Raw genomic sequence first — 11,769 nt, forward strand, 5'->3', positions numbered from 1 at the left:
TAACTTAGCTATTTTTCACTGTTATATTTTTTGCCTAAAAGCGCGATGAGTATTGCGCATAAAATGGTAAATAAAGATAACGTCATTGATCCTGCTATATGGTTATCCATGATTTTGTCAGCATACACGCGGATCATCGGTGCTAAAAAGCTGCAAAATGCGCCTAAGGTTGTAATAAAACCGATGCCAGCAGCTAAAGCAGGGCCTGTTAATATTTGTGGTGGAAAAGTCCAAAATACGGGTTGTACGGCAAGAAAACCCGTTGCACAAAAGCACAATGCAATGATTGCAATAATTGGACCCGCCAATGCTGATATAGCAAGCCCAGTTGCGGCTGCAAGCATGCAAAGAACTGAAATACTAACGCGTTTATTTGAAAATTTATCAGCGTAACGTGGAATATAATAGACACCTAATGCGGATATCGCCCACGGGATCGCAGCCACTAAAGAGGCTTTGAAACCAAGATTGGTCCCCATTAAATCGGCAACTTGTGATGGAAGGAAGAATAATAGACCATATACACCAATTTGAATTGTTCCATAAATCAATGCTAAGTGCCATACGTTGAAATTTTTGAGCGCATCGCTAACTTTACTGGCGGTGGTTGATTTTTGTTCTAATGCTAATTGCGCAGTAAGTGCATCTTTTTCTGCTTGGGTTAAGTAGCGAGCCTCTGAGGGTTTATTATCTAAAAAGAAGAAACAGATAAATCCTAAAACAGCGGCAGGAAGCCCTTCAAGTACAAACATCCAAAACCAGCCTGGCTTACCAAGTAAGCCATGTAATTCTAGTAATGCGCCCGAAATGGGTGAGCCTAAGGTTAATGCTAAAGGTACGCCCAAAACAAATATTCCAATAGCCGTTCCCCTAATTTTATTAGGGAAGAAAATCGATGCAAGCAGCAGAATTCCAGGGTAAAAGCAGGCTTCAGCCATGCCTAATACAAAGCGTAAAATAATAAATTCGACTTCGTTAGTTACAAAGCCGGTTAATGCTGATAGTAATCCCCACAACATAGTGGTTGCACCAAGCCAACGCTTAGCACCTAATTTAGCCATCATTAAATTAGCAGGGACACCACATAATGCATAAGATGCAAAAAAAATACCAGCACCTAATGCATAAGCTTCGTTGCTAAGGTTGATATCAGCCGCGAATGCATCTTTAGCAAAACCAATATTTACACGATCGATAAATGCTACAAAATACATGATGAACATAAATGGCATTAATCGTCGCCAAGTTTTTTTTATGGCAGAATTGAGTACGGGATTATCAAACGTATGAATAGACATTGCTTCACCTCTTTTTAAATTATAATTTTACGGCTTACACCAATATACTGAAATATATATCCATATATTGGTATTGATTCTAAGAGGGTTAATTTAATTTAACAATATCAGTCGTGATTTGAATTTCAAATCTGTGAGATGGATCATATTTTATATTCGAGTGTTACAATTAAAGCGAAAGAGGAATAGAAACTGATTATTATTTAGGATGTAAGGCTGTTTTTTAAGCAGCCTTACCGTTGATATTTAATGTTATTAACACTAAAAATTAGCTAATTTTTTGGGTAAGAATTGCAGCTGACTCTATAGCATATTGAGCAAAAAGCGTAATTTTATCTGTCGGCATTTGAAACACAACACCTGAAGTACTAATTGCGGCAACGACGTTACCTTGACGGTCAAAAACAGGTACAGCAATGCAGGTGACACCTTCAAAATCTTCACCATTATCAAACGCCCAACCATTTTTACGAACCTTATCTAGTTCTAGCTTAAATTTAGTCCGTGTTGTTATGGTTGTTTTTGTGTGAGCAGGTAAGTTTTCATCTGGAAGTAATAGGTCAACTTGCTTTTCGGGTAACCATGCTAATAATACTTTACCTAAACCTGAGCAGTGTAGTGATAAGCGTTTACCAAGCCAACTTTTTACCATAATCGCATTTGGACTATCGACTTTGGCAAGGTAAATGGCTGAATCATTATCGAGCACACCTAAATGGCAAGCTAGGTGAGTTTTATCCCGCAGCTGTGTAAGCGGCTCTATCGCCAGCTCTCGAATATTAAATTGTTCAACAGATTTATTGCCAAATTCATAAAACACGAGACCCAAAAAATATTTACCGTCATTTTGCCTTAGCAAATTATTTGCAACTAAGCTTGCTAATAACGTTGAAGTTGAACTTTGTGGTAATGACAAACCTTGATATATTTGTGTATAGGTTACTCCACCATTTTGGGCAATAAAGTGAAATATTCGAGTTGCTTTATCTATTGCTGGTGCTTGGGTTGATATCGATTTCATTGATTGATCATAGCTTAATGAAATATTCAAATTAATTATCAGTATATATGATTTTATAACGTTTCGGTATACCCACTAGTTGTTAAGTTAATTACATTCATATTAGTTTGATGAAATAATTCTTTAGTAAATACATACTTAATCATATTGACACAATTTTATTATTGTTCAAAATGCACTAAATTATTTTTAATAAAGGGCCTAATTATGAATAACCGCTTAAATATAGATTGGGAAACGTTTCTTAAAGATTATTGGCAAAAAAAACCAGTAATATTACGCCAGGCTTTTTTAGATTTTGTCGATCCAATTACGCCTGATGAGCTAGCTGGGCTTGCTGCTGAAACTGAAATTGAAAGCCGCATTGTCAGTAATAAAGGCGGCAAATGGGATGCTAAATATGGCCCATTTGAAGAATATGATCATTTAGGTGAAAGTAATTGGAGCTTGCTGGTACAAGCTGTCGATCATTGGCACCAAGAGGCGGCTACTTTAGTTGAACCTTTTAAAGTATTACCTCATTGGCAATTTGAAGATTTGATGATCTCTTATGCCACGCCGCAAGGTGGTGTTGGCCCTCATATTGATAATTATGATGTATTTATTACTCAGGGAATGGGCAAGCGTCGTTGGAGAGTGGGGGATCGTAATCCGAATTATCATCAATTTAGTGCCCATGCAGCGTTATTGCATGTAGAAGCTTATGAGCCAATTATTGATGAAGATCTTAATCCTGGTGATATTCTTTATATTCCAATTGGCTATCCGCATGATGGCGTAAGTTTGACAGAGTCTTTAAGCTATTCCATCGGATTTAGAACGCCAACATCACAAGAATTATTAACAGGTTTTGCGGACTATGTGTTGGATAATTTGCCAAAAGGTATTTTCTATCAAGATCCGAGCTTAGAGTTATCTGATAAACCTTATCAGATTAATTCTTACGAGATTGAAATACTTAAATCACAAATATGTTCATTAGTTCATGATAATAATTTGTTTGTTGATTGGTTTGGTAAGCAAACGAGTCAGCCTATGCATGAACTTAATATTATTCCTTTAGAACCGCCATATTCATTAGATGAATTGATCGAAGAAGTTGATAATGGCGCTCATTTGTATCGAGTACCAAGTATTCGTATTTTTAAATTGAGTAATAAAGGCTATATACATGGAGAAAATATCCCATTACCTGAACAATATATCGATCTCTTATGCCAAAAAGATGAACTTTCAAGCGAAGATTTAGATGATAAAATATTATTAGAAGGTCTTCTTGAGTTTGTTAATAAAGGTTTTTGGTATTTTGAATAAATATCGATGGGGGATTATTGCCCCCATTTTTTTAGCACTAATTAGCTATCGTGGCCAATTGTATTGACAAAAATCATGTTAGTTGTGCCGACTTTACCTAGCGGAACACCCGCTGTAATAATTACTTGATCACCCGTTGTAAGATCCCCTTTATTCATGCATTGCTTGATAGCATCACGAATCATTAATTCAGTATTCTTTTCTTTCTCATTGCCTTTTATTGGAATAACTCCCCAAACGAGTTGCAGTTGGCGTAATGTTTTTTCATAGGGAGAAACCGCATAAATTGGTGTAGATGGGCGATATTTAGAAACCATTTGTGCAGTTGTGCCGCTCTCTGTTACGGTTATAATGCCTTTTGCATTTAGCTCGTGGCTGACTTGCACACAAGCATGGCAAATCGCATTGGTTGTGACTGTTTTGTGATAGCCGTAACGTGAAAGGCTCACTTCGGTATCCAATGTTGGCTCAATACATTTTGCAATCGCTACCATTGTTTGAACCGCTTCAAGTGGGTAGCTGCCTGACGCCGTTTCTCCACTTAACATTATCGCATCACTCCCATCTAAGATGGCATTAGCTACATCGCTAGCTTCGGCTCTAGTAGGCCTTGGGTTGATGGTCATACTTTCTAACATTTGGGTTGCTGTAATAACGGGTTTACCTGCTTGATTACAGAGTTTTATCATCTGCTTTTGTAATAATGGTACTCTTTCTGCCGGAATTTCGACACCTAAATCTCCCCGCGCAATCATGAATCCATCTGCTAAATTTAAAATTTCTTGCATATTTTTAACGCCTTCAGCATTTTCAATTTTTGCAATAATTTGTACCCTAGCATCTTGCTTAGTTAATAATTGTTTAATTGACTCAATATCTTTTGCTCGCTGCACAAATGAGGCTGCGATAAAATCAATATCTTCTTTTAAACCGAATAAAATATCGTCGATATCTTTGTCAGATAGGAAGGGTAAACTAAGGTTCGCGCCCGGTACGGCTACACGTTTATTGTTACTTATTTCACCAGTATTTTCGATGGTGGTAATAATATCAAGTTCTTTGATTTCGGTGACTGTTAGTCTAATTAATCCGTCAGATAGCAATATTTGATTACCAATAACCACTTCTTGAGCAAGTGGTTTATGGTTAATTGAAACTATTTTGTCATCACCTTCAATATCCCGACCCGTTAACGTAAATTGATTACCTTGTTTGAGAATAACTTTACCTTCTTTAAACTTGCCTAAACGCATTTCAGGGCCTTTAGTATCAAGCATTATGGCAATATTAATATCTAATTTTTGTGCAATACTTTTGACTAATCGTATATGTGTTTGATGGCTTGCTTGAGTGCCGTGGGAAAAATTAAACCGAGCGACATCCATTCCGTTTAAAATTAATGATTCGATTATCTCTGGCTGGATTGTAGATGGACCCATTGTACAAACAATTTTAGTCTTTTTCATAATTTCCTCAATGATAATAAATATAACTTTATTAGCCAAAATTCACGCAATTGTTAAAAATTAATATAACAAAATATTGATGATTAAATAATCATTATTCAATTATCGTAGAAAAAATGTGATCAAGGTCATTTATTTTAGCTTTGTTTAGTTATTGAAATTTATCAAATATTATTCTTTTTTATGTCATAACGCTTAGTATTAGTTGATTCAATGGCATATTTTTTGCTTTATTGTGCAATATCAAGCAAAATGGCACACATATTTTTTGTCGAAAAATGGACAGTAACAAAAAATAGTTAATTAAAATATTTGAGGTAATAATGATAAGTGAAATAGACTCAGCGAAGCAGTCGGCAAGTGAAACAGCGCCAGTAACGTCATATCAAAAGAAAACCCTATTTGCATCAACCGTAGGCTATGCTTTAGATGGTATGGATATTATGTTGCTTGGTTTTTGTATGCCAATGATTATGGCATATTTTAGCTTAGATCCAACCGAGGCTGGCGTATTAAATACAATAACGCTATTAGGTGCAGTGTTTGGTGGTATTATTTTTGGGGTTATGGCCGATAAATATGGACGAGTAAGAGTTTTTTCATGGACTATTTTGATTTTCTCGTTTTTCACTGGCTTATGCGCTATTGCACCAAATTATGAAACGTTTGCACTATTTCGATTCTTAAGTGGACTGGGATTAGGTGGTGAATTTGGTATTGGTATGACATTAGTATCAGAAAGCTGGCCGAAAAGTAAACGTTCAAGAGCAACGTCTATTGTTGCATTAGGTTTTCAATTAGGTATTATTCTAGCAACGCTAACCGTTACCTTTATCGGTGATTATTTTGGTTGGAGATGGGCATTTGCTGTCGGTGTGCTTCCCGCATTATTTGTTGCTTGGACTCGTAAAGGGTTAAAAGAGCCGGAAATTTGGCAAAAACTAAAAGATAACAATAAAAATACTATCTCAGTGGGTAAATTATTTAAAAATCCGCGCACAACATTTACAACAATTGGCTTAACTGTTGCTTGTACTGTTCAAAATTTTGGCTTCTATGGTCTAATGGTTTGGATGCCAACAATGATTGCCAACGAACTAAAATTACCGTTTAAAAATACCACATTTTGGACTATTTCAACAACCATCGGTATGGTTGTTGGTATTATTATTTTTGGTTGGTTATGCGATAAATTAGGTCGCCGTCCTTCTTATATTATCTTTTTATTAATTTCATCTGTTTCTATTTGGTTTTATTTTCAGCAAACAGATATGGTTGTACTCATTGTTTTTGGTTCTGCTATCGGCTTTTTTGTTAATGGTATGATGGGCGGGTATGGCGCTTTGCTAGCTGAGCATTATCCGACTGATGCTCGCTCTAGTGCCGAAAATATTATCTTTAATGTTGGGCGGGGGATTGCAGGTATTGCGCAAGTGTTAATTGGCTATTTAGCAACGAAATACTCAATTAGCTATGCTTTAGCACTACTTTCTGGGGCGTATTTATTATCTGCATTTGCTTTCTTCTTTCTGATCCCAGAAACCAAAGGTAAAGATTTAGAATAATTATTTGATTAATCAAATAATATCGCCTTCATTTATCTGTAAATGAAGGCGACAATTGTATATTTCTTCTTTTATTTATCAAAACATATCGTATTATTGCCTTAGTTAAAGTCGGTTAGTTTTGATGGCTATTAGTCATTTTATTAACAGTATCAGTTAGATTAGTTATACTCCTATTCACTTGTTTAGTAATGCATTAAGGCACTTTATTAAGTTATTTTTAAGTTAAATTTTAATAATACAATTACCATCTAAATTCTAAATATTATAAATATTTGATATAGGCATAAATGAAAATTAATTATTCTAAAATAAGACAATGGATCTTAATTGTTATACTTTGCATTGTTATCATCATACCGTTATATTTAAATAATGTACCTGCCGCTTTTTTACTCGGTTCAATATTGGCTGGGATCATTTTTTCATTAAAGAATGATAATTTATCAGTGCCTAAACCTATTTTTAATCTATCACAAGGAATTTTAGGCTGCTTAACGGCTGAAGCGATAACGAGTAACGTTTTAACCGATTTGATATCATATTGGCCATTAGCATTAATTATTACGGTTTCAACGATTGTAATTAGCATGATACTTGGTATTTTTCTGGTGCGTTTTTCTTCCTTATCTGGCACCACCGCTATTTGGGGGATTATGCCCGGAGGGGCATCGGTGATGGTTGGTATTTGTGGTGATTATGGCGCAGATCCCAGATTAGTTGCTTTAATTCAGTATTGCCGAGTAATATTTGTTGTCATTATGTTAGCGGTATTTTCACATTTTTTTGTTACAGAATTTAATACAAATATAGAGCCACAAACGAAATATATAACTGCACCTAGCCTAAATTTATTATATACATTAGCTATTGCTATTTTGGGTGTGTCGCTTACTCGATTAATAAAGCTGCCTTCTGGTCGAGTATTTATTCCAATGATTATTGGCGCGAGTTTGCAAATTAATGGTGTGATGGAGCTTGAAACGCCAGAATGGTTATTAATGATCTGTTTTTGTTCAATTGGCTTATCAGTTGGATTGCGTTTTAATTTAGCGGTGATTAAGCTTGCAATTCGTACTTTACCTGCAATTTTATTAACTATTTTTATTATGTTAATTTTTTGCTATTTGCAAGCAAGTTTGCTCAGTGCCTATTTAGGTATCGATTATTTAACCTGCTTTTTAGCCACAAGTCCAGGCGGACTTGAAACTTCCGTCATCATTGCTTTAGATACTCACTCTAATTTAGCGATAATTTTGCCATTACAAATTTTACGTTTATTTAGCGTGCTGATATTTGGTCCAATCATCGCTAATTATATATCAAGAAAACTACAACCATAGAGAACAGTATAAATGAAGCTTAAGTTAATGTTACATAAAAGTGCTATGATTAATCGTGGCTTGAATCTATTTATTGTTGGGCTTGCATTACTTGTTATTGGTTTCGAGACTTATACTTATTGGATTCAAAAAATTAGGCCTTGGCAACCAATATCGCCAATAGGGCGTGTCATTTTTTATTATAGTTTTTTTACTGTATTATCAAACATTATGTTAGTGATAAGCTGTTTGGTTTTATTATTTAAACCCTCATGTTCGAGCAAGGTTTTTAATGTCATTAGACTTAACGGCTTGGTCGGAGTATTAATCACAATGATAGTTTATAATACGATGCTAAGAGGAATTCACCATCCTCCAACACCATTATTACGGCTTGCTAATGAATGTTTACATTTAATATTACCATTACTTGGTATCATCACTTGGTTAATCTATGGTCCCTTTGGGCGAATTAAAGCTAATATTATTTTTTATTCTTTTTTATCGTTGTTAACTTATGGTCTCTATATTTTTATCCGGGGTTATTACACGGGACAATATCCTTATCCCTTTATCAATGTTAATCGAGTTGGTTATGAAAAAGCATTTTATGCAGCAATTGGTATTGCCATATTGTTTTTTGCGCTGGTGATATTCTTGCTTGTCGTTGAACGAATTCGTATTAAAATTAGTAATAAGTATTAGCCAACGATCCTTTAAGTTATCCCTATTAATAAATAAAAGTAATAATTTTAATGGTATTTTTATATTTAATTATTTCCCTAATAAAGGCGATAGGTTAAGTTGAATTTAAGCTGGAAATACCGCATACTTATGAGCAATTTATTAAAAAATTTTTATTTAAGTAGAGGTTATTTTATGTTTACAGGTAGTCTTGTTGCGTTAGTAACTCCAATGGACGTTAAAGGGAATATAGACCGAGTAAGCTTAAAAAAACTGGTCGAATATCATATTGCTAGTGGAACATCGGCAATTGTTTCTGTTGGTACGACTGGCGAATCTGCAACATTAGATCAGCAAGAACATATTGATGTAATCAAACAAACTATCGATTATGCAAGTGGTCGCATTAATGTGATTGCAGGTACTGGTGCCAATGCAACAGCAGAAGCAATCTCACTCACTAAACAAGTTGAAAAAATTGGTGTAGTTGGCTGCTTAACTGTTACTCCTTATTATAATAAACCAACTCAAGATGGTTTATATCAACACTTTAAAGCAATTGCTGAAAATACTGCATTGCCGCAAATTTTGTATAATGTACCTGGGCGAACAGGGTGTGATTTAAAACCAGAAACTGTCGCAAGGCTCGCAAAATTTACTAATATCGTTGCACTAAAAGATGCTACAGGCGATTTAACTCGGGTTTATAAAACACGTAAAATGGTTGGGGAACAATTTAAACTATTAAGTGGTGATGATGGTACCTTTTTTGAATTTATGTTACTTGGCGGTGATGGGGTTATTTCCGTTACGGCAAATGTAGCTGCAAGAGAGGTGGCTCGTGTTTGTCAATTGATTGCAAGTAAACGTGTCAAAGAAGCGAGAGAGATTAATGATAGTTTAGATTTATTGCACAGCAAGTTGTTTATTGAGTCAAATCCAATCCCCGTTAAATGGGCTTGTGAGAAAATTGGCTTAATCCAAAATGCGACTATGCGTTTACCAATGACACCTTTAAGTAATTCTGCTATCCCTGAAGTGGAAAAAGCGCTAAAATTAGCTAGATTACTATAAAATAGATTTTTTAACTTAAGCAGAAAGAGAATTATGTTTAAAAAGACTTTGATTATCGCTTCATTATTGTCATTGTTCGTTACTGGTTGTAGTAACGATCAGCGTTACAAACGTGAAGTTGAGGGGAATGACAATTATTTACATGCATCCCCATTAAAACCGCTGGTGGTACCTGATTCAATAAAAGTACCTGCCACTTCAAATGAGTACTATGTTTATAAAGCAGCTAAAGAAGGTGTTGCGGGAATGGATCTTGATATTCGTCCACCACAACTTGCACTACCAACAACTGTTGATAGTTATGCTACTTATGATAATGGTATCGTTAAGTTCGATTCACCTGAATATATTGGTTTTTGGGCTCAAGTGCCATCACTTTTAGCCAAAAATAATATCGCAATTGAATCAAATGATAAAGATACGATCAAAACAGGTGTAAGATTAGTTCGCCGTGGCGATGAATTACAACCAGTGGAAGCCAGTTATTTATTACAACATAAACTAATTGGTAACAGAGAATATGTGACTGTTGAGTTAATATCTTTAAAGAATATGGGACAAGATATTTCTAACCCAATTGATGGTCAGTATTACACGGTTGAATTTTTCAACCTATTGATGAAGTCAGCTACGCCGTTAACTGAAGCACCTTCAGAAAGTCAAGTAAGTAATTAAAATAAGGAGCAGTAATGCTCCTTAATCATTTGTATCTATATTAAATTTTATTAATTAATAGGCCTAAAAATGAAAAAAATTGCTGAGCTATACCGTGGAAAGGCAAAAACTGTTTATACCACTTCAAATCCTAATTTATTGATTCTTGAATTTAGAAATGATACCTCAGCCTTTGATGGTCAGCGTATTGAGCAACTTGACCGCAAGGGTATGATAAATAATAAGTTTAATTATTTTATTATGACAAAATTGAATGAAGCTGGCATTCCTACCCAAGTTGAACAGCTACTCTCTAATAATGAAGTTTTAGTCAAAAAACTTGATATGATCCCAGTAGAATGTGTAGTGCGTAATCGAGCAGCAGGTTCTTTAGTTAGAAGGCTTGGCATTGAAGAGGGCTTTATTCTTAACCCACCAACATTTGAATTGTTTTTAAAAAATGATGCACTACATGATCCAATGGTTAATGAGTATCACTGTGAGTCATTTGGCTGGGCAACGAAAGACCAGCTACAACAAATGAAAGAGCTTAGCTTTAAAATTAATACCATTTTAACCAATATTTTTGATGACGCTGGTTTGATCCTTGTTGATTATAAACTTGAATTTGGTGTGTTTAATGGCGAAGTGGTGTTAGGCGATGAATTTTCTCCTGATGGTTGTCGTTTGTGGGAAAAAGAGACCTTGAAAAAGATGGATAAAGATAGATTCCGCCAAGGCTTAGGTGGTGTGATTGAAGCTTATGAAGAAGTGGCTCATCGTATTGGTGTTCCTTTATAAATTCTATTATCAATTAGCCTGTCTATTTTTACGTTATAGCTAGCGTTGGTTGGCTATAACGTATATTATTTTGGCAATTCATCATGATAGGATAAATTGAGGACAAGATAGATGATGACACAGTTTGATGTTACTTTTTTCGTTTTATTAGGTATTGCCGCGTTATGTTATTTAACGCATAACAATACCGTAACATTTGCGATATTGTTGTTACTATTATTTAAACTTACTCCGCTAGCAACCTATTTTCCCTTTTTAAATCGTTATGGTATGACTATCGGCATTGTTGTTATTACTGCTGCAATGATGGTGCCATTAGCTAATGGCTCTATCAGCTATAAAGATATTTTACGTTCCTTTACGACTTGGCAATCGATATTAGCAGTTGTTGTGGGTATTTTAGTTTCATGGCTTGGAACGCGAGGTGTTTCTTTGATGGGCGCTAATCCGACTGTTATTAATGGCTTAATTATTGGTACATTAATTGGTGTCGCTTTTTTCAAAGGTATTGCTGTTGGGCCTTTGATTGCAGCTGGCATATTGTCATTAGTTATTGGTAAAGGCTAATCG

At 35.1% G+C, this 11,769-nt stretch carries 11 protein-coding genes; 8 read left to right on the plus strand and 3 right to left on the minus strand.

The window, feature by feature from the left end; all coding sequences use genetic code 11:
• Nucleotides 1-8 precede the first annotated feature (8 nt).
• A complete protein-coding gene (locus RHO14_05635; GenBank protein WVD72283.1) occupies nt 9-1,298 on the minus strand; it encodes an MFS transporter in 1,290 nt (429 codons plus the stop codon).
• A 268-nt stretch (nt 1,299-1,566) separates the two neighbouring features.
• A complete protein-coding gene (locus tag RHO14_05640) occupies nt 1,567-2,319 on the minus strand; it encodes an IclR family transcriptional regulator (protein ID WVD72284.1) in 753 nt (250 codons plus the stop codon).
• Nucleotides 2,320-2,526: 207 nt separating this feature from the next.
• Here RHO14_05640 and RHO14_05645 point away from each other — a divergent pair, with 207 nt between their 5' ends.
• Nucleotides 2,527-3,633 (plus strand): cupin domain-containing protein, encoded by a 1,107-nt coding sequence (locus tag RHO14_05645; protein WVD72285.1) that lies wholly within the window; start codon nt 2,527-2,529, stop codon nt 3,631-3,633.
• Nucleotides 3,634-3,674: 41 nt separating this feature from the next.
• On the opposite strand, the gene pyk is transcribed toward RHO14_05645, so the two are convergent.
• Nucleotides 3,675-5,099, minus strand: a complete 1,425-nt coding sequence (gene pyk, locus RHO14_05650) for a pyruvate kinase (protein ID WVD72286.1) — start codon at nt 5,097-5,099, stop codon at nt 3,675-3,677.
• Nucleotides 5,100-5,422: 323 nt separating this feature from the next.
• Here pyk and RHO14_05655 point away from each other — a divergent pair, with 323 nt between their 5' ends.
• The 7 genes from RHO14_05655 (at nt 5,423) to RHO14_05685 (ending at nt 11,766) form a co-directional block, all read left to right on the plus strand.
• The gene (locus RHO14_05655) at nt 5,423-6,664 is read left to right on the plus strand and encodes an MFS transporter (protein ID WVD72287.1); all 1,242 of its coding nucleotides are present in this window, start codon (nt 5,423-5,425) and stop codon (nt 6,662-6,664) included.
• A gap of 290 nt (nt 6,665-6,954) precedes the next feature.
• Nucleotides 6,955-8,007: an AbrB family transcriptional regulator gene (locus RHO14_05660; GenBank protein WVD72288.1), complete on the plus strand. Its 1,053-nt coding sequence runs from the start codon at nt 6,955-6,957 to the stop codon at nt 8,005-8,007.
• Nucleotides 8,008-8,019: 12 nt separating this feature from the next.
• Nucleotides 8,020-8,691 (plus strand): Pr6Pr family membrane protein, encoded by a 672-nt coding sequence (locus tag RHO14_05665; protein WVD72289.1) that lies wholly within the window; start codon nt 8,020-8,022, stop codon nt 8,689-8,691.
• A 174-nt stretch (nt 8,692-8,865) separates the two neighbouring features.
• Nucleotides 8,866-9,744: a 4-hydroxy-tetrahydrodipicolinate synthase gene (gene dapA, locus RHO14_05670; GenBank protein WVD72290.1), complete on the plus strand. Its 879-nt coding sequence runs from the start codon at nt 8,866-8,868 to the stop codon at nt 9,742-9,744.
• A 33-nt stretch (nt 9,745-9,777) separates the two neighbouring features.
• Complete coding sequence (gene bamC, locus RHO14_05675) at nt 9,778-10,419, plus strand: outer membrane protein assembly factor BamC (protein ID WVD72291.1); 642 nt, start codon at nt 9,778-9,780, stop codon at nt 10,417-10,419.
• A gap of 69 nt (nt 10,420-10,488) precedes the next feature.
• Nucleotides 10,489-11,199, plus strand: coding sequence for a phosphoribosylaminoimidazolesuccinocarboxamide synthase (locus tag RHO14_05680; GenBank protein ID WVD72292.1), 711 nt, complete (start codon nt 10,489-10,491; stop codon nt 11,197-11,199).
• Between the two features lie 111 nt (nt 11,200-11,310).
• Nucleotides 11,311-11,766: a DUF441 domain-containing protein gene (locus RHO14_05685; protein ID WVD72293.1), complete on the plus strand. Its 456-nt coding sequence runs from the start codon at nt 11,311-11,313 to the stop codon at nt 11,764-11,766.
• The last annotated feature ends 3 nt before the right edge of the window (nt 11,767-11,769 follow it).

The organism is Orbaceae bacterium lpD04 (assembly GCA_036251935.1).
GTDB lineage: Bacteria > Pseudomonadota > Gammaproteobacteria > Enterobacterales > Orbaceae > Orbus > Orbus wheelerorum.

What these genes read in the sequence shown, in the direction of transcription:
- RHO14_05635 (WVD72283.1), bottom strand. Translation starts at nt 1,298, where the DNA reads ATGTCTATTCATACGTTTGATAATCCCGTACTCAATTCTGCCATAAAA.
- RHO14_05640 (WVD72284.1), bottom strand. Translation starts at nt 2,319, where the DNA reads ATGAAATCGATATCAACCCAAGCACCAGCAATAGATAAAGCAACTCGA.
- RHO14_05645 (WVD72285.1), top strand. Translation starts at nt 2,527, where the DNA reads ATGAATAACCGCTTAAATATAGATTGGGAAACGTTTCTTAAAGATTAT.
- pyk (WVD72286.1), bottom strand. Translation starts at nt 5,099, where the DNA reads ATGAAAAAGACTAAAATTGTTTGTACAATGGGTCCATCTACAATCCAG.
- RHO14_05655 (WVD72287.1), top strand. Translation starts at nt 5,423, where the DNA reads ATGATAAGTGAAATAGACTCAGCGAAGCAGTCGGCAAGTGAAACAGCG.
- RHO14_05660 (WVD72288.1), top strand. Translation starts at nt 6,955, where the DNA reads ATGAAAATTAATTATTCTAAAATAAGACAATGGATCTTAATTGTTATA.
- RHO14_05665 (WVD72289.1), top strand. Translation starts at nt 8,020, where the DNA reads ATGAAGCTTAAGTTAATGTTACATAAAAGTGCTATGATTAATCGTGGC.
- dapA (WVD72290.1), top strand. Translation starts at nt 8,866, where the DNA reads ATGTTTACAGGTAGTCTTGTTGCGTTAGTAACTCCAATGGACGTTAAA.
- bamC (WVD72291.1), top strand. Translation starts at nt 9,778, where the DNA reads ATGTTTAAAAAGACTTTGATTATCGCTTCATTATTGTCATTGTTCGTT.
- RHO14_05680 (WVD72292.1), top strand. Translation starts at nt 10,489, where the DNA reads ATGAAAAAAATTGCTGAGCTATACCGTGGAAAGGCAAAAACTGTTTAT.
- RHO14_05685 (WVD72293.1), top strand. Translation starts at nt 11,311, where the DNA reads ATGATGACACAGTTTGATGTTACTTTTTTCGTTTTATTAGGTATTGCC.